15 protein-coding genes are annotated in these 16,856 nt (G+C 40.4%); 11 read left to right on the forward strand and 4 right to left on the reverse strand.

The features are described 5' to 3' along the window. Nucleotides 1-43: 43 nt before the first annotated feature. Nucleotides 44-784 (reverse strand): Uma2 family endonuclease, encoded by a 741-nt coding sequence (locus tag H6G77_RS25890; protein WP_190590059.1) that lies wholly within the window; start codon nucleotides 782-784, stop codon nucleotides 44-46. 681 nt (nucleotides 785-1,465) lie between these two features. Between H6G77_RS25890 and serA the strand changes: the two genes are divergently transcribed. The 11 genes from serA (at nucleotide 1,466) to H6G77_RS25945 (ending at nucleotide 10,160) form a co-directional block, all read left to right on the forward strand. Next, entirely contained in the window at nucleotides 1,466-3,046 is a 1,581-nt protein-coding gene (gene serA, locus H6G77_RS25895; protein ID WP_190590058.1) for a phosphoglycerate dehydrogenase, read from the forward strand. 135 nt (nucleotides 3,047-3,181) lie between these two features. Further along, nucleotides 3,182-4,099, forward strand: a complete 918-nt coding sequence (gene prmA, locus H6G77_RS25900; RefSeq protein WP_190590057.1) for a 50S ribosomal protein L11 methyltransferase — start codon at nucleotides 3,182-3,184, stop codon at nucleotides 4,097-4,099. An 85-nt stretch (nucleotides 4,100-4,184) separates the two neighbouring features. Next, nucleotides 4,185-4,340 carry a hypothetical protein gene (locus H6G77_RS25905; protein ID WP_190675013.1) on the forward strand — a complete coding sequence of 52 codons (156 nt, stop codon included), beginning with the start codon at nucleotides 4,185-4,187 and terminating at the stop codon, nucleotides 4,338-4,340. Between the two features lie 368 nt (nucleotides 4,341-4,708). After that, the gene (locus H6G77_RS25910; protein ID WP_190590055.1) at nucleotides 4,709-4,993 is read left to right on the forward strand and encodes a hypothetical protein; all 285 of its coding nucleotides are present in this window, start codon (nucleotides 4,709-4,711) and stop codon (nucleotides 4,991-4,993) included. 497 nt (nucleotides 4,994-5,490) lie between these two features. After that, complete coding sequence (locus H6G77_RS25915) at nucleotides 5,491-5,742, forward strand: hypothetical protein (RefSeq protein WP_190590054.1); 252 nt, start codon at nucleotides 5,491-5,493, stop codon at nucleotides 5,740-5,742. Nucleotides 5,743-5,846: 104 nt separating this feature from the next. After that, the gene (locus H6G77_RS25920; RefSeq protein ID WP_190590053.1) at nucleotides 5,847-6,095 is read left to right on the forward strand and encodes a hypothetical protein; all 249 of its coding nucleotides are present in this window, start codon (nucleotides 5,847-5,849) and stop codon (nucleotides 6,093-6,095) included. Nucleotides 6,096-6,204: 109 nt separating this feature from the next. Continuing rightward, nucleotides 6,205-6,447 carry a hypothetical protein gene (locus H6G77_RS25925; protein ID WP_190675010.1) on the forward strand — a complete coding sequence of 81 codons (243 nt, stop codon included), beginning with the start codon at nucleotides 6,205-6,207 and terminating at the stop codon, nucleotides 6,445-6,447. Between the two features lie 522 nt (nucleotides 6,448-6,969). Further along, nucleotides 6,970-7,227, forward strand: coding sequence for a hypothetical protein (locus tag H6G77_RS25930; RefSeq protein WP_190675008.1), 258 nt, complete (start codon nucleotides 6,970-6,972; stop codon nucleotides 7,225-7,227). A gap of 99 nt (nucleotides 7,228-7,326) precedes the next feature. Further along, nucleotides 7,327-7,572 carry a hypothetical protein gene (locus tag H6G77_RS25935; protein ID WP_190675005.1) on the forward strand — a complete coding sequence of 82 codons (246 nt, stop codon included), beginning with the start codon at nucleotides 7,327-7,329 and terminating at the stop codon, nucleotides 7,570-7,572. A gap of 74 nt (nucleotides 7,573-7,646) precedes the next feature. After that, nucleotides 7,647-8,843 (forward strand): phosphotransferase family protein, encoded by a 1,197-nt coding sequence (locus tag H6G77_RS25940; protein WP_190675002.1) that lies wholly within the window; start codon nucleotides 7,647-7,649, stop codon nucleotides 8,841-8,843. A gap of 210 nt (nucleotides 8,844-9,053) precedes the next feature. Then, entirely contained in the window at nucleotides 9,054-10,160 is a 1,107-nt protein-coding gene (locus tag H6G77_RS25945) for a T3SS effector HopA1 family protein (RefSeq protein WP_190674999.1), read from the forward strand. 66 nt (nucleotides 10,161-10,226) lie between these two features. Here the strand turns inward: H6G77_RS25945 and H6G77_RS25950 are convergent, their stop codons facing one another. From H6G77_RS25950 to H6G77_RS25960, 3 genes are all read right to left on the reverse strand, one after another. Further along, nucleotides 10,227-11,003 (reverse strand): peptidylprolyl isomerase, encoded by a 777-nt coding sequence (locus H6G77_RS25950; RefSeq protein WP_190674996.1) that lies wholly within the window; start codon nucleotides 11,001-11,003, stop codon nucleotides 10,227-10,229. Nucleotides 11,004-11,355: 352 nt separating this feature from the next. Continuing rightward, nucleotides 11,356-12,906, reverse strand: a complete 1,551-nt coding sequence (locus tag H6G77_RS25955; RefSeq protein ID WP_190873090.1) for an HlyD family efflux transporter periplasmic adaptor subunit — start codon at nucleotides 12,904-12,906, stop codon at nucleotides 11,356-11,358. A 405-nt stretch (nucleotides 12,907-13,311) separates the two neighbouring features. Then, nucleotides 13,312-16,380: an ABC transporter transmembrane domain-containing protein gene (locus tag H6G77_RS25960; protein WP_190873091.1), complete on the reverse strand. Its 3,069-nt coding sequence runs from the start codon at nucleotides 16,378-16,380 to the stop codon at nucleotides 13,312-13,314. Between the last annotated feature and the right edge of the window lie 476 nt (nucleotides 16,381-16,856).

A 16,856-nucleotide genomic window follows, 5' to 3' on the forward strand; every position in this document is an offset into this window, starting at 1 on the left:
ATTAAACATCGTGAATTTGGATGAATTATGCCCAAATTAACTTTTAATCAAGAGTATCTGGATCTATACCCAAAGCTCTTAATTGTTCCGCCAATTTTTGAGCGCGTTGTGCTTCCTGTTGGGCGCGTTGTATTTCTTGTTGAACTTGTTGTTCTGCTAACTCAGCCCGTAGTTGTGCTTGTTTAACTTGTTCTGCGGGTGTGGGATATCTGTTTCCAACTTCGTCATACCAATAAAGCCATTCTCTAGTGACACCAGAGTAATTTCCCCGTTCACAACCAATTCCCAAGCCAATTTCTGCTAACCACACAGGATTGCCTGATTGTAATTCATATTTACCATTAACTAACTTATGCACTTCTAAGCGAGGTTTGCGGCGACGACGAGAAGAATAAATCACATAATAAAGTACACCTAAAGCCTCATATTCTTTTAACTTGTCGCTGTATTCTTTGCGATAGTTTGGCGAAACTACTTCTAACACCAAAGTTGGCAGAACATTTTCATCCCACAACACATAACTCGGACGCAGTTCTTCATCATAGAACCGTTCTACGCCCAAACTTAAAAAACCATCGGGGACAATTGGCGGTTCGTCAGGGTGATAATAAATACCCATATCTACGCCAAAAAACCAGTCCATGCGTTCTGACCAAAGTATTAACAGTATTGCTTTGAGTAACCCTGGGATTAATTCTTGCAGTTCATTATCCACTGGTGTTTCATCAGAGTCTGGTAGTTCCTCAGCAGAGGGCAAGTACCTCAGCAAGTTGTACTCTAACATGGCTAGTTTCCCCAAAACTTACGGATACTGGGCTTTAATCTATGAATCCACGCCAATATCCTCACCAGAATTATAGCGATTTCGGATGAACAGGTTACAGGTTATAGGTGACAGGTTATAGGTTATACCATTTCACTTTAAAAATGATACGGATATGCAAGTAGCGCCTCGACTTCTCCTGACGGAGACGCTGCGCGAACGCTCGGCGACCAGAAGCAGAGTTGCAGAGGAAGCGATTTCTATCAGTAATTTCGTGAAATGGTATTACAGGAGAAAAATTTTATACTCCCTAATCCCTAGCCTCTAGCCCCTACTACGATGATTAATAAAGATATTAGTTTTTTGGATCTCTGATTGGTTTATATTTACGAGAGGGTTTATTATCAGCCACTCTTTTTCCGAGATTAGGAGGCAGCGTCAAAAAATTTTAAATTTTGGGTTGAGATTTTAGATTGCTCTAAAGATGTTGTTTGCAGAGGATGTCACAGAAGTATCAAATATTTATGGTGCTTCCCCCAGACTATCCTGGTCGCTGCTTTGCTTAAAATGACATTCTCATAAATCTAAATTGATAGCAATCTAAATTGATAATGAAACGAATATTTTTGCTGAATTGTAACCGATAAAGACTAAACTAAAAAGTCTTGTGCAGCAAAACCTCTAGCTTTAAATGAAGTAATCATGTCCAAGGTTCTTGTCTCCGATCCTATTGATCAAGCTGGGATTGATATTTTATCCCAAGTTGCTACAGTTGATATCAAAACTGGTTTAAAACCCGCAGAATTAATCGAAATTATTGGTGATTACGATGCGCTAATGATTCGTTCTGGTACTAGGGTAACAGAAGAAATTATTGAGGCTGGCACACAGTTAAAAATTATTGGTCGTGCTGGTGTCGGTGTAGATAACGTTGATGTGCCTGCTGCTACCCGCAAAGGCATTGTTGTAGTTAATTCCCCTGAAGGAAATACGATCGCAGCAGCAGAACACGCATTAGCAATGATGTTGGCTTTGTCCCGTCACATTCCTGATGCTAATGTTTCGGTGAAAAGTGGAGAGTGGGATCGTAAAACTTTTGTTGGTGCGGAAGTTTACAAAAAAACACTCGGTATCGTGGGGTTAGGAAAAATTGGTTCCCACGTTGCGAGTGTAGCTAAAGCAATGGGAATGAAATTACTCGCCTATGATCCTTTCATCTCCAACGAAAGAGCAGAACAAATTGGTTGTCAGTTAGTAGAGTTGGATTTACTTTTCCAGCAAGCAGACTACATCACACTCCACATTCCCAAAACCCCAGAAACTACCCATTTAATCAACGCTGCAACTTTGGCAAAAATGAAGCCTACAGCGCGGATTATTAACTGTGCGCGTGGTGGAATTATTGATGAAGCAGCTTTAGCCGCAGCCATCAAAGAAGGTAAAATAGCTGGGGCAGCTTTAGATGTGTTCGAGTCAGAACCTTTGGGTGAATCAGAATTGCGATCGCTCGGCAAAGATATCATCCTCACCCCCCACTTGGGAGCCTCCACCACAGAAGCGCAAGTCAACGTTGCCATTGACGTGGCTGAACAAATCCGCGATGTTTTATTAGGACTCCCCGCCCGTTCCGCCGTCAACATTCCCGGACTCGGCCCCGATGTTTTAGAAGAACTCAAACCTTACATGCAACTGGCTGAAACCTTGGGTAACTTGGTTGGTCAGTTAGCTGGCGGTCGCGTCGAAACACTCACAGTCAGACTGCAAGGGGAACTAGCCACTAATAAGAGTCAGCCCCTAGTAGTCGCATCCTTAAAAGGTCTACTTCACCAAGCTCTGCGGGAACGAGTAAATTACGTCAACGCCAATATCGAAGCCAAAGAACGGGGAATTCGCGTCATTGAAACCAGGGATGCTTCCGTGCGCGACTATGCTGGTTCCTTACGCTTGGAAGCCACAGGTACTTTAGGTACTCACTCAGTTACAGGTGCTTTGTTGGGGGAAAAAGAAATTCACCTCACAGACGTTGATGGCTTCCCCATTAACGTTCCCCCCAGCAAACACATGCTGTTTACCCTACACCGCGACATGCCAGGAATTATCGGTAAACTCGGTTCTCTCCTCGGTAGTTTTAACGTCAACATTGCTAGTATGCAGGTGGGGCGGAAAATCGTCCGTGGTGACGCGGTAATGGCTTTGAGTATTGATGATCCCTTACCCGATGGCATTTTGGCGGAAATCACCAAAGTACAAGGGATTCGTGACGCTTATACAGTAACACTTTAAAAGTGCTGAGTGCTGAGTTGAAAGTACTGAGTGAAGAATATTAGAAGTTCAAAGCAACTTACCACTCTCATCACTCTTGCACAGACGCATTGCATCTCTACTCAGCACTCAGCACTCAGCACTCAGCACTTAGATATGGCAAACACTTGGTGGGAACTGCAAATTTTATGTGAACCAGAGCTAGAAGATTCTATCTTTTGGCGACTGGAAGATTTTGGTAGCCGGGGAACAGCCAGCGAACGCAAAGGAAATTCCTCCTTAGTTAAGGCTTACTTACCACAATTTCAAGCTCAGTTACTCGATTTGGCAGCATTGGCGCTGCGGTTGCGTCAAGATGCTTTGTGTGTGGGAATGTCTGCACCGAGCTTACATTGGCAGTTAATTGATGAAGAAGATTGGGCGAGTAGCTGGAAGCAATATTGGCAACCCCTGGAAATTGGCGATCGCTTTTTGATTAACCCTGCATGGCTACCAACACCAGAAAACTCAGGACGATTAATCATTCTCCTTGATCCTGGTGTCGCCTTTGGGACAGGAAACCATGCCACAACTCAACTGTGTTTAGAAGCCTTAGAAATGCGCTTGAGTGAAGTCCCGCAATCGTTTGTGGGCAATGCAGAAAAAGAACCAGTCACAATTGCAGATATCGGTTGTGGTTCTGGTATTTTATCTGTCGGTGCAGTTTTGCTAGGAGCCGAAAAAGTTTATGCAGTGGATAATGACCCCTTGGCAGTGCAATCAACCTTTAGTAATCGCGCCCTGAATAACATTAGTCCAGAACGCTTGATTCCCGCCGAAGGCAGTGTAGATGTTTTAAACACAATCATCGACAAGCCAGTAGACGGTATTGTTTGTAATATCTTGGCTGACGTAATTATTCAGTTGGTTCCCGAAATGACTGCGATCGCTAAACCTAGCACTTGGGCAATCTTTAGCGGCATTTTAATCGAACAATCTAAATCCGTAGCCGATGCCTTAGAAAAAAATGGTTGGGTGGTTGCAGCTTTGTGGAAAAAGAAAGAATGGTGCTGTTTAAATGCACGGCGTTCTTGATTTGATGCGTCAAACAGCACCTTTTGGCTTTTGTTATGTATTCACAAAATTTTTGTAGAGACGTTTCAGGAAACGTCTCTTAATTTTGATCATCTCATTTTGTTGCAAAATTCGCTGGCTGTTACGCGGTGAAACAGCCGATGAGCTACAAGAACGAAATAATTCTGCATTGGAAAATCGCCTACCAAGCCAGTTACTTGAAGAAATCCAGCGTATTGCTAGTCAAAACTTGCGATATTAATACCAATTTGAAAAATGATTGCGACAAATGGGTTACTGAAAAGCTCACCAGTAAGCAATTTCCCAATCCAAAATCCAAAATCTAAAATCCAAAATGGTATAAGATTCTGCCCAATTTAGAATCAGACATTCGTTTATTCAACTGTTAATTGTTGAACTCCTTTAGTCATATACCAAACAGAACTGCTTAGACTTAACAACTTACACCACAATTAATTTTGCGCTTTTATAGACGAAACTCCTTGAATTGTGTCTAAAAAATCAGCTAAAAAATCTTGAATTTTTTTAATGCGTATACAGAATATAAGAGAGACATTTTAGATGTTGTGCAGCGTTAATTAATATCACCAAATTTGTGGAGGTGAATAAATGGCAAGGATAACTATCTCAGACCTCTATTCCAGTAGTGACGAACAGTATATTACTGAACTGACTGCTGGAGAAGCCACAAAGGTGGAAGCAGGTGCAAGCTCAAGTTCAATCACAATTGACACTAGCGACCTCATAAAAACGCAGCAAAATATCAATAATATTCTGCGGGATGTGTCAACGGAATTAGAACAAACAATTGCTGGCTTGCAACAACAGCAACAACAACCTAACAACCGCTATGGTCAAAGGTCACGGTATGGAGGTTACTACATTGAGTATTGATTTTTAGTAAATGGGTATCAACACGCTAGTAGCTAATTCATTCTTGATTATCGTGTGTTCTAACTTGCATTAGTTTTAAAACGCACGATTTTTTATTTCAGTAATTAGCGAATTGATAAAAATATGCTGTTGTATATCCTCAACTTATTTAATAAGTTGGGGATTTTTTATGGATAAATATTTTACAAATATATCAATCTTAGACTTGTGTAGAACCCAACATTCTCCAGACTTTGTTGGGTTACGCTATCACTCCATCCAACCTACTTTTCTGATTTATGAGTTATTCTTCAAATTATTTTTATTTCGGAAAAGTCAATATATCCCACTAATGTTTCAAATAGACGCAAGACATTTATTTCTGTCTTTTGAATGGCGTTTTTAGCGTTGACTTTTATAGGTTGCATAAATAAAAATTGCAGTAACAGTTAAGCGAAACCAAGCTTAATTGCCTGCAAAAACTACTTGATGACAAGCAACTGTATTAGGAGTAAATAATGGCTAATATCACTCTTTCGGAATTAAATGCTGCTGGTTCTCAACTGTTTCAAGATTCCGAAAGCTTTTTGAATGACCTGAGCGATGTTGATGCGATCGCTGGTGGTTCTGGCTATGGCTATGGCTATGGTTACGACGGCTTTGGATTAAATAAGTTGATTGAAGGATTTGTTGATGTTTATGCTATTCAACATGTCTATGGCATAGCTAAATCCTTCAGCAAAGGCGGCTACGGTATCTCTGCTGTCTAGTAGCTTTGTAATTCACTACTAAGCTATCTTTCCCTATTATGTGAAAGATAGCTTAATTACCCAGACAAATTATCAATTCTCATCCAATATTTGAGGATAAATTCATGGCAAATATCACTCTTTCAGAATTAAACGCTGCTGGTTCTCAACTGTTCCAAGATTCCGAGAGCTTTTTGAATGACCTCAGCGATTTTGATGCGATCGCTACACAGGGTGCTGATGGTAGCTACATTAGCGACTTTTACGGATTTAACAAACTAATCGAAGGATTTGTTGATGTTTATGCTATTCAACACATCTTTGGTATAGCTAAATCCTTCAGCAAAGGCGGCTACAGTAACTCCGCCTATTAATAGCATTGTAATTTCCTACTAAGCTATCTTTCGCAGCATAGTTAAGTGAAAGATAGCTTAATTACCCACACAAATGATCAATTTTCAGCAAGTCTTTGAGGAGAAAATCATGGCTAATATTACTCTTGCAGAATTAAATGCTGCTGGTTCTCAACTGTTTCAAGATTCTGAAAGCTTTTTGAACGACCTCAGCGATGTTGATGCGATTGCTACACAGGGTGCTGATGGTAGCTACGTTAGTGACTTCTATGGATTCAACAAACTAATCGAAGGATTTGTTGATGTTTATGCTATTCAACATATTTTTGGCATAGCTAAATCTTTTAGTTCTAAGGACGGCGGCTACTACTAATAGCTTTGTAGTGCAATAATAATTCTCTGTCAATGATGCCATAAATCAGTCTGCATTCGACACTATACAACTTTGATGTAGAGTATGCAGGCTGAATTTCTCCAACTTAATATTAAGTGCAGCATCACAGAGAATTGACCTAAGTCAGCACTCTAGGAAAAAATTATTTAGAAGACGCATTTCGACTCCATTGGGTGCATCCCAGTTTTTATTACTCAGCAAAATAATAATCCTGTCATTGCGAGGAGGCACGACGAAGCAATCGCATGGACTCGTTCTTAGTGAGGGATTTTGCGATTGCTTCACTCCACTTCTTTGCGCTCGCAATGACGTATTAAAAAAGTGGGATGCTCCCGACTCCATTCAATGCTCAACAATCTGATTATAAGAGGATTGAGCAAAGTGGTTACTGAGCTTGTCTAAGTGTCGAAACTCGGTAATCTAAATTTAAAAATGAAGTGCAATTCAGCTTCATTACCTAAAAATAAACCTGATTCCAACCAAGTCTTTGAGGACAAAATTATGGCTAATATCACTCTTTCAGAACTAAATGTTGCTGGTTATCAACTCTTCCACGATTCTGAAAGCTTTCTTAATGATTTGAGTGATGTTGACATGAGTACTGCATACGGGGGAAATAACTCTAATTCTTATGACTACGGTTATGGCTCTGATTCTTATATCAGTGTATTTAATAAACTGATTGAAGGATTTGTGAATGTCTATGCTATTCAGCATATTTATAGCCTAGCTAAATCATTTAGTAAGTCTAATTACTAATAAGTTTTTTGTTTACTACTCTGCTAGATGGCTCTCATGGATTGGAAGATAAAAATCAAATCCAAGAGAGTCAACTATATCTATTCTGGGAATGATGAAATGGCCAAGATTATCATTACTGATTTAAGTCCTCTTGACTTAGACAGCTACCTGACTGAAGTAAATGAACTAGATTCTCTATTTATCTATGGTGGGGAATCGGAATTGCAGCAACTTCTGAATTTTGCTTATACATTCTTGAATTTTATCTTATCCACTTATGCAATCTACAGTATTTCATCAATAGCAAAATCTTTCACAATTCCTCAGCCTAAATCTATCCGTTCGGTGTTTAGTTTATTTTAATTGTTGCATCATAATTGAGACGGTGATTATAGCAATCATCGTTAATTTTGCAAAAACTCTCCACATCTAACACTATGGCATTTTTATTAAGCTCTCAAAATGTATTGGAATACTTGCTTACAGTTGGACTTTGTAATCAAGCAGAACAATCATTAACAAAGATTGAGTTAAAACCGGCGAAAAACTTTAACTTGTTAGTGACTTTACCAGATAATCGGCAACTTTTAGTGAAACAAGAGCGCCTAAATCGAGAAGGAAAAACGGCTGGAGAGTTTGCTGACGAATGGAGAGTGCATCAGTTCTTACAAACTTTTCCAGAAATTAATCATCTTCGTGCTTGTTGTTCAGAAGCAGTGCATTTTGATGGCGAAAATTCCATCATTGTTTTTAATTATTTGAGTAATTATCGAGATTTGGCTGATTTCTATCTCAAAGAGAATGTCTTTCCTATTGAGATTGCAAAAGTGATGGGCGAAAATTTAGCATCACTTCATCGTGCTACAATTGACCATCCAGAATATGAAGCATTCTTGCAAAAAACTGAGCAAGTATCTCAACTCAAAAATCCGAATCTCAATTTAGGACTAGATAGAATTACCCCAGAAATCTTTGGCCTAGTTCCCAGTGAGGGATTGAAATTTTTTGCCCTATATCAACGTTACGATAGTTTGGGGCAGGCGATCGCAGAATTGAGCCGTTCTTACACCCGCTATTGTCTGACTCATCATGACCTGAAGCTGAACAATCTTCTTTTATCTTTAAGTTGGGAAGACGCAATTGCAAACAACTCCTTTTCCGATGAAAGTATCATTCGCTTGATTGACTGGGAACGTGGCGCTTGGGGAGATCCGGCGCATGATTTAGGAATGCTCATTTCCAGCTATTTGCAATTTTGGTTGTATAGTATGACAACTAGTAAGTCGATGGCTATTGAAGAGTCATTACGTCTCGCTACAACACCATTAGAATTACTTCAGCCTTCGATTGCGGCGCTAATGTCAACTTATTTAACTCAATTCCCAGAAATTTTGCAGCGTCGTCCAGATTTCTTAGAAAGAGTTGTGCAGTTTTGCGGTTTAGCCTTAATTACCGCCATTCAAGCCGGACTCCAGCATGACAAAACCTTCGGTAATATCGGAATTTGTATGCTGCAAGTTGCTAAGAGTTTGCTATGTAATCCCCAAGCATCAATAAAAACAATTTTTGGTGTTGAAGCTTTAGAACTCTTACCGTCAAGCGTTTATCAGACAGGACTTAAGCACAAAGGTTAATGGTGAAGAATGGGTGTAAGGATTTTGAACATCTACACCCTCCTCCACACGCTTGATTTTTCATATCACTGCGTCCGATTAGAATTAACCATCTATAGAGAAATAAAGGGAGTTGGGAGTAGGTTAAATACCTCTTTGATTCATGGTTGTAAATTTTTTCATCAAAACTGCTTCCTAACTCCTGAATTCTGAAATCACAGGTAAGCTTTTATGCAAATGTTAGATTCCATCGCCACTCAACTTGCAGAAATTCCTGAGTCATTGCAGACATCACTACAAGATATTATTTCTCAGATTGAAATTGAGTCTGCTTATTGTATTAAGCATCCAGATTACCAACCATTGCAACTGCCAGAAGCAGCAATTTCTCGTTTTCAGCAATTACCTGCGGCGCTACAAAAGAAATTTTTAAGTATGCAATTGCGAAGTTTTCTTTATGGCATTTATTACAATGGTTCTTTAAAAAGTTCTCTGGCTGCTAATACAGGAACTAACACTGTAGCTTTAAACAAAAATCTAGAAAATAATACTTTGCTTGGTGTTGATGTGGCTTTTTACGATCGCCTGCACGAAAGTAATCAAGGCGATGGCTATTGGTATTACAATTGGCAGGTAGTCAAAGAAAATCTTGATAACACTTTGGCAGTCCAGAAAGATGGTTTAACTCTGCATATTGAACGCAGTCGTCATCTATTACCCCAACATCAATCTACAACTGTGGGTAAGTATGTTGCGGTCAAAATGCCCAAAAATTTGGTACAAAATGGATTTTATATGGCGGTGGCGAACGCTGGAACGGCGACAAATCGGGAAAGATTGGTGCGTGTTTACTTTAATGTCACTCCCGAAGGTGCGGTTGCAGTTATGCACACCTTGACTACGCAACTCAATTTTCTAGAGATTCCTTTCTCATTGAAAGCCTTATACAATCCTTCCGATTACGAACGTTACGATTCCGCAGTATTTTACTTTGATAAAAAGGATTATGAGGCAATTCATCCAGTGTTAGAAAGGGTGTATGTCGAATGTCAGTCTTATTTTCAGCCGGAAGTCCCTTTATTTACTAAGTTTATGGCACCGGGGTTAGCGATCGCGGAAGAACCAAACCGCAGATTTGCTGAACAAGAAAGTTTTGGGACACATCGTTGTCAAATTATTGCTAATGGTTTACTGGATGCTTGGGAGCAAGGCAATGATACACCCGCCCATCGCCTCACAGCAATTTTCCAACAATTTGCCTTATCCCAAGTAGAATTACAACGCCCTTATTTGAATGCTAATTCTGCGGATATCTATATACCTTTATCTTTATCATAATTTTCCTAGTAGTCCTCGAAAAATCCCCGACTTCTCCAAGAAGGCGGGGATTTAAAAATTGAGTAATTAAGCGGGTTTTGGTAAATTTTGAGATGGTGGATAATTATTTGGTAACTTTGCCACTATTTCTAAATTTGCAACTTGTTGCTGTAACCAATTACTAAAAAACTCGCCGATAATTTGCAAACGTAATTGCTCATTTAATTCCGGTTGAATAATCTCCTCAACAGCAATTATATGTACACCTTTGGGTGTGACAATTGGCTTGATAATTTGTGGTGGAGTCGCAGCAAATACGGCGGCGGCGATTTCTGGTCTTAAATCGGCGCGGGTGCGGATTCCTTGATAACCTCCAGCCCGACGAATTTCAGGGTTTTCGATATATTGACGAGCAACTTCTTGAAAACCAATTTCTCCTTCTTGCAGGGCATAAAATATCTCTAATGCTAAGTCTTCATCATCAAAAATGACTTCATAAATTGCGGCGGCATAATATTCAAATTGACGAGCATAAAAATATGGTTCGACTTTTTCAGCAAATAAATGATTCGCTAATTTTGTAGATAAAATGTTGGCTTTGGCAATTTCTTCAAAATCATCTAAAGACAGATGATATCTTTCTAGCCAAGCCCAAGTGTCTTCTGCTCTGAGGAGTTTATTGGCAACACGCATACTATCTGCGGCTTTTTGTAGTTCTTCAACTTCGACAGTAATTCCAAGTGTTTCGACTGTTTCGGCAATAATTTTTTGAGTAGCGATCGCATCTAATATACTAGGAACTTGACAAGACAATTTGATGTAGTCAATAATGTCTTCCACAGCAATATTTAACAGCTTTGCCATAATTAATTCCTCCACTAATTCTGATTAGTGTTTTGTAGGGCGCATTGAAGTTAATCTCATATCTATATATGTTGGCTGGCAAGATTATTTCTTATCTCTATCTAGTGGAAGTTTCGCCTGCTAATTAATATTTTATGTTAGACATAAACATTCAGATCCCCGACTTCTTAAAGAAGTCGGGGATCTAATTATCACGGATACAATGAAAAGTAAAATTAGGACAGACTATCACAGCCTACCCTATTAAAAATCAAGATACATGATTTTATAGCTCTCTCTACCTTGTCTCCTTTGTCCTCCTTGTCTACCTTGTCAATTTTATTCACGTTTCAAAACAAAGTAGCCATAATAATTACAGTTCTAATCCGCCTTTTTGCAATTTCTTAAATGGATCTAAGATAAAATCGATGACACGACGTTGACGAATAATTACTTCAGCATTTGCTGTTTGACCTGGTGTTAATATAATGCGTTTATCACCAGCTTGGATATAGGTTTTATCTAAAACAATATCCAATTCATAGGTTTCGATAGTGGCTTTGCCTTCACTATCAGTTTGAATTTTCGAGCTTGGTGAAATCCAATGAACGCGCCCTTGAATAACTCCATAATCCTGGAAGGGATAGGCATCAAATTTGACTTTGACAGGCATACCAACTTTCAAGAAGCCACTTTGTTGGCTGGGCATTTGGGCTTTGATAATCAACTCACTATTCTTAGGTGCAATTTGGGCGACGATTTGTCCAGCTTCGACTACGGGGCCTGGTTTTGTGACTGGTAATTCAAAGATTGTGCCATCAATTGGCGATCGCACTACACGCTGTTCTAGTTGCAGTTTAAATGAGGTAATCTGACTCTTGGTTTGGGAAATTTCCGATTGCAGGGAAGTGATTTGGTTCTGCATATCTTTGAGTTGTTCTTGGCTTTTCAGCAGCGCCAGTCTTCCGGCTTGCACTACGCCTTGATAGCTACTTTGCTGTTCTTCTAGGCGCAGTTTTGCTTGCTGAATATCTGCCCAAGCTTGGCTCATGATGGATTGATAGCGGCTAACTTCCTCCTTTAAACTTAATTCTGATTGGGTGAGTTCGGCGCTGGCTTGTTCTCGCAAGCGTTGACTTTCTTCGGCAATTTTTTCTAATTCCACTACTTTAACTTGCGCGATCGCACCTTCGTTTAAAAGTTGACGATAGCGGTCAACTTCTGCTACATCTCGATTAAAACGACTATGCGCTAATTTTTGGTCAATCCGTGTGGAATTAATTTTCTGTCTAGCCTGTTCAACAGTGGCGAGTTTTTCTAATCTTTGCAGGTTATAACTGCTGATTTTGGCATCTAAATTTTGTTGTGCTTGGTTAACTTGGGCAACTTTTTCTAAAGCTTGAGCTTGGTTTTGTTGTTCTTGAATATTAATCGCCAGCATCAGTTGATTTTTGAGTAATTCCAACTGTGATAGCCGAGTGTTTAACCCTTCTAACTTTGTTTGTGTTTGTTGCAAATCTGTTTGCAAAACATCCGAATCTAACTGCATCAAAACCTGTCCAGCTTTCACCGTCGCGCCTTCTTGGACATTGACGGCTTTGACTGCACCTGTAACCGGAACGCCCAATTTTTGCGTTGCACCTTTGGGTTCTAAACGCCCTCTAGCAGAGCCTGTTTCGTCTACTTTAGCGAGCATTGTCCAAGGGATCACAATAGCAGCAAAGGCGACTAGCAGGTACAGCATTGAACGTGTCCAGAGCTTGGGTAAGGCATCTAGCAGTTCTTCTGTACCGTAATACCAATCATTAATTTCAGTTGTCTTGATTGATTCATCGACAACTACATCAGAGTTATCAAACTGGCGAAGTTCATCCTGCTTTGGTTGAGTAAGTGTGGATGAGAAATCGGGATAAGAATTTGGCATAGGTAATTCAACAGTTTTCTATTCATGTGCAAATTTCCCAGATACTCAATTTGTTTTTGGAATGATAAAGCAATACAGTTCAGTTAAGACTAAAACTCTTTGTTAAAGTCATTTTTTTTAACGAACCGCAAAGAGCGCAAAGAGCGCGAAGAGAAGAAAAAATTACTAACTGAACCGTATTGACTTAATAAAGGTCAGGATTTACGTACTTAGATTGACGCTTAACAGGGAACAGGGAACAGGTGTAGGTTGGGTGGAGGAACGGAACCCAACATTTTCAAGACTTTGTTGGGTTACGCTATCGCTACACCCAACCTACTATTCTCTTAACTGAACAGTATTACCATACACCCCTAAACCCTTACAGACTTAATGATCAGTCTTTCACTGAATACGAAATAAGTCCTATGTTTGCGCCAGTTGTTGCTGGTTGAGATAAAAATAATGACCTTTTCTGGCAATTAATTCGTCATGAGTGCCACTTTCAACTAATAAGCCGCGATCTAATACCAGAATTAAGTCTGCGTGACGCACGGTGGAAAGGCGATGAGCAATGATTAAACTGGTGCGTCCTTTGAGGATGGTTGTCAGGTTATTTTGAATGATGCGTTCAGATTCAGCGTCGAGGTGACTGGTGGCTTCATCTAATAATAATAAACGCGGATTGCCGAGTAAAGCACGGGCGATCGCAATTCTTTGTCGCTGTCCACCAGATAACATTCCGCCACCTTCACCAATTTGAGTTTCGTAACCCATTGGTAACTGTTTAATAAAGTCATCTGCACCTGCTAAACGCGCCGCTTGGATAATTTCTTCTAAGTGAGCTTCGGGGTGAGCAATGCTGATATTTTCGCGGATTGTGCCGCCAAATAAAAAGGTGTCTTGGTCAACAACGCCAATTTGAGAACGCAGCGATCGCAAAGATATACTAGTCACATCGTGAGCGTCAATTAAAACTTTACCATCTGTCGGCGGATATAGCCCCAAAATCAATTTAGATAAGGTGGTTTTGCCCGAACCACTCCGCCCTACTACAGCTACGGTTTGTTGGGGGTTAATTTCAAAACTCAGATTTTCTAAGACATTAATATCACTGTCTGGATGATAGCGAAAGGTGACATTTTCAAACTTAATATGTCCTTGCAATCTGGGTAAAGTCTGCCGGGGATGGTGTTGTAAATCTTCTTCTGGTTCGGCTTCTAAAACATCATTAATGCGCTCAGTCGCAATCATTACTTCCTGTACTTGATTCCACAACACCACCAATCTTTGAAAAGGGCGAATAATATTACCCAAAAGCATATTAAAAGCCACTAATTGTCCAATTGTTAGTTGATTTTGAATTACTAATGATGCCCCAAACCACAGTAATCCTGTACTGACCACGGTTTCAATTGTGGCACTAAAAATTTGCAGTTGATTACCGACAATTTGCCCACTAAATGTCTTTTTAATCAAATTATTCAACAGTTCTTCCCAATGCCAACGAACTGTTTGCTCAATGGACATCGACCGAATTGAACGAATCCCCGTGAGAGATTGAATTAAATAACTGTTTTCGCTGGCAGTGGCGGTAAATACTTCACGGCTAATGCGGCGGAGAAATGGTGTAGCCACCAGCGCCAACAGCATAAACGGCGGGACAATACATAAGCTAAGTAACGCCATTGATGGGCTGTACCAAAACATCAACCCGACATAAATAAATACTGTCAGTAAATCTAAAGTGATTGATAAAGCTTCCCCAGTCAAAAAACGCTGAATTTTTTGATTTTCTTGGACACGCGAAACAATATCACCAACGTAACGTGATTCAAAAAATGCCAGAGGTAAACGAAAGGTATGTTTGATAAAACCTACCAATAAAGATAAGCTAATGCGATTTGCTGTGTGGTCTAAAAGATATTGTCGCAGTCCATTAATAGCGACGCGGAATAATCCAAAAATTAACAATCCTAAACCCACAGCATTTAATGTCAGGCTGCTTCCTTGAACAATGACTCTATCTAAAAGTAGTTGCGTAAATAAAGGTGTCACTAATCCAAATACTTGAATAAATACCGAAGCAATGAACACTTCTAACAGCACGCGCCAATGGGGTTTAACTAAATCAAAAAACTGCCAAAATTGCAGATTTTCTTCTTCAGCTTCTTTGAGTAAGGTGGTGGGTTGGAGTAATAAGGCGTAACCAGTCCACCCAGCTTTAAATTCACTGACTGTCAGATTGCGTTGCCCGATCGCCGGATCACCAATAATTACCCTTTTTTTGGTAATTTCATAAACAACGACATAATGTTTACCTTCCCAATGAGCGATCGCAGGTAGGGTTTGTTGTGCTAATTTATCCAAACTCGCTTTCACCGGACGAGTCGCAAAGCCCACACTCTCGGCGGCGGCTGTCAAACCTCTCAAAGAAGCACCACCACGACTTACATTCGCTAACTCTCGCAGTCGATTAATACTTAAACGCTTACCCCAATAGCGACTCACCATCACCAAGCAAGCTGCACCACAATCTGCGGCACTTTGTTGTTCAAAAAAGGGATACCGCTTCGTCAATCTTCCCCACACATGAGTTGCCCTCACCGTCGGGTTAGGAAAATAAGCTTGACGCAGTTTCTTGGGCTTCGGTGATGGATGCGGTACAGGGAGATGAGGAACAATATCTTCCCCCCTACCCTCTGCACCCGGTTGGTGAGCGAAGCCGAACCACTGCCCCCTGCCTACCTCTCCACTCCCCACTCCCGCCAAATCAGCCAACTGCGGCCAATACGCCACCGCCGTTTGCCAATCAGCATTATGTAGACTATAGACAATAGTTGGTTGTGTAGCTTGCCAACTGCCTTCTTGGGGATATATATAGATGTTGCCGGATGTTAATATCCGTCCGTCAGCGTGGAGTAATTTGCCGCGACGCAATAGCCAAAGTCTAGTATCTTGAAATAATTTGGCTGGAGGTGCGCCAGTATCTAAATTGTGTCGCCGGAAGAGAGATAAAGCCTGAAGCATCTCTTCCACAGAGCCATTGAGGGTAATGGGCGCACTTTGGCAACATAATAAGAGTAAATTCCAAAGTTCTGCTCTTTTTTGCAGGCGATCGCTCATACTAGAATATTTTTGCATCATCGCCTGCAACAGTGCTTCCGGTAAATAGCCCAATTTCAGGTTAACAGAAGCCCTCGCCACGTAAGAACAAAACTCTTCTTCAGGAAACAACGTTGATTCACCAAATGCACCCCCAGTTGTCAGGGTAGTGATTAAGTTATTGGCATTATCCAACAGTCTCACTTTCCCGGCGACAATAATATAAATCCCCGGATTTGCCGTTGTTGCTTGCCAAAATTGTTTAGCAACAGGTGGTTCGACAATTTGCACTTCCGTCAAGCATCTTTCCATATCTTGACTAGATAATGTCTCGCCCAAAGTATGAGTAATTTGTTGTGCTAACTGTTCTTGAGAAAATCCTAATGGCATTTACTAATCTCCAGAAATTAATAGCAAGTCGTATTTGTAGAGACGTTATATACAACGTCCCTGCTGTGGGTGAAGCTAGGGAATGGGAATGCTATTTCTGAAAGCAACTTAGTATAAATAACAAACTAGTACAACAAGGCAAAAGTAAAAAGGCAAAAGGAAAAGAAAGAACAACAATACTACAAGCCTTTTAGCAATTCCTTCTGGTCTATTTATTTACGCCGACCTGTACTAGCCTCCAGCCCCAATACGGTTCAAATAACAAAACTAAATCACAACTAAACCCACAAATAATGAATAAACAAAAAACGAAAAAATGATTTTGGAGGGGGTTTGGGGGACGCAACCGTCCCCCAATCGGGGGCTTGGGGAGCCACTGCGTTGGGCGGCTTTGCCGACTTGAAGCATGTGGCGTGGAGAATCCCCCAAATCTTAGTCTTTGTCTAATAGATAGACCTTCATCACCTTAAATGAAC

This window comes from Aulosira sp. FACHB-615, from assembly GCF_014698045.1.
Lineage (GTDB): Bacteria > Cyanobacteriota > Cyanobacteriia > Cyanobacteriales > Nostocaceae > Nostoc_B.

Bases quoted from the DNA above. Each gene is read 5' to 3' on its own strand.
- H6G77_RS25890 (WP_190590059.1), bottom strand. From the start codon at position 784: ATGTTAGAGTACAACTTGCTGAGGTACTTGCCCTCTGCTGAGGAACTA.
- serA (WP_190590058.1), top strand. From the start codon at position 1,466: ATGTCCAAGGTTCTTGTCTCCGATCCTATTGATCAAGCTGGGATTGAT.
- prmA (WP_190590057.1), top strand. From the start codon at position 3,182: ATGGCAAACACTTGGTGGGAACTGCAAATTTTATGTGAACCAGAGCTA.
- H6G77_RS25910 (WP_190590055.1), top strand. From the start codon at position 4,709: ATGGCAAGGATAACTATCTCAGACCTCTATTCCAGTAGTGACGAACAG.
- H6G77_RS25915 (WP_190590054.1), top strand. From the start codon at position 5,491: ATGGCTAATATCACTCTTTCGGAATTAAATGCTGCTGGTTCTCAACTG.
- H6G77_RS25920 (WP_190590053.1), top strand. From the start codon at position 5,847: ATGGCAAATATCACTCTTTCAGAATTAAACGCTGCTGGTTCTCAACTG.
- H6G77_RS25925 (WP_190675010.1), top strand. From the start codon at position 6,205: ATGGCTAATATTACTCTTGCAGAATTAAATGCTGCTGGTTCTCAACTG.
- H6G77_RS25930 (WP_190675008.1), top strand. From the start codon at position 6,970: ATGGCTAATATCACTCTTTCAGAACTAAATGTTGCTGGTTATCAACTC.
- H6G77_RS25935 (WP_190675005.1), top strand. From the start codon at position 7,327: ATGGCCAAGATTATCATTACTGATTTAAGTCCTCTTGACTTAGACAGC.
- H6G77_RS25940 (WP_190675002.1), top strand. From the start codon at position 7,647: ATGGCATTTTTATTAAGCTCTCAAAATGTATTGGAATACTTGCTTACA.
- H6G77_RS25945 (WP_190674999.1), top strand. From the start codon at position 9,054: ATGCAAATGTTAGATTCCATCGCCACTCAACTTGCAGAAATTCCTGAG.
- H6G77_RS25950 (WP_190674996.1), bottom strand. From the start codon at position 11,003: ATGGCAAAGCTGTTAAATATTGCTGTGGAAGACATTATTGACTACATC.
- H6G77_RS25955 (WP_190873090.1), bottom strand. From the start codon at position 12,906: ATGCCAAATTCTTATCCCGATTTCTCATCCACACTTACTCAACCAAAG.
- H6G77_RS25960 (WP_190873091.1), bottom strand. From the start codon at position 16,380: ATGCCATTAGGATTTTCTCAAGAACAGTTAGCACAACAAATTACTCAT.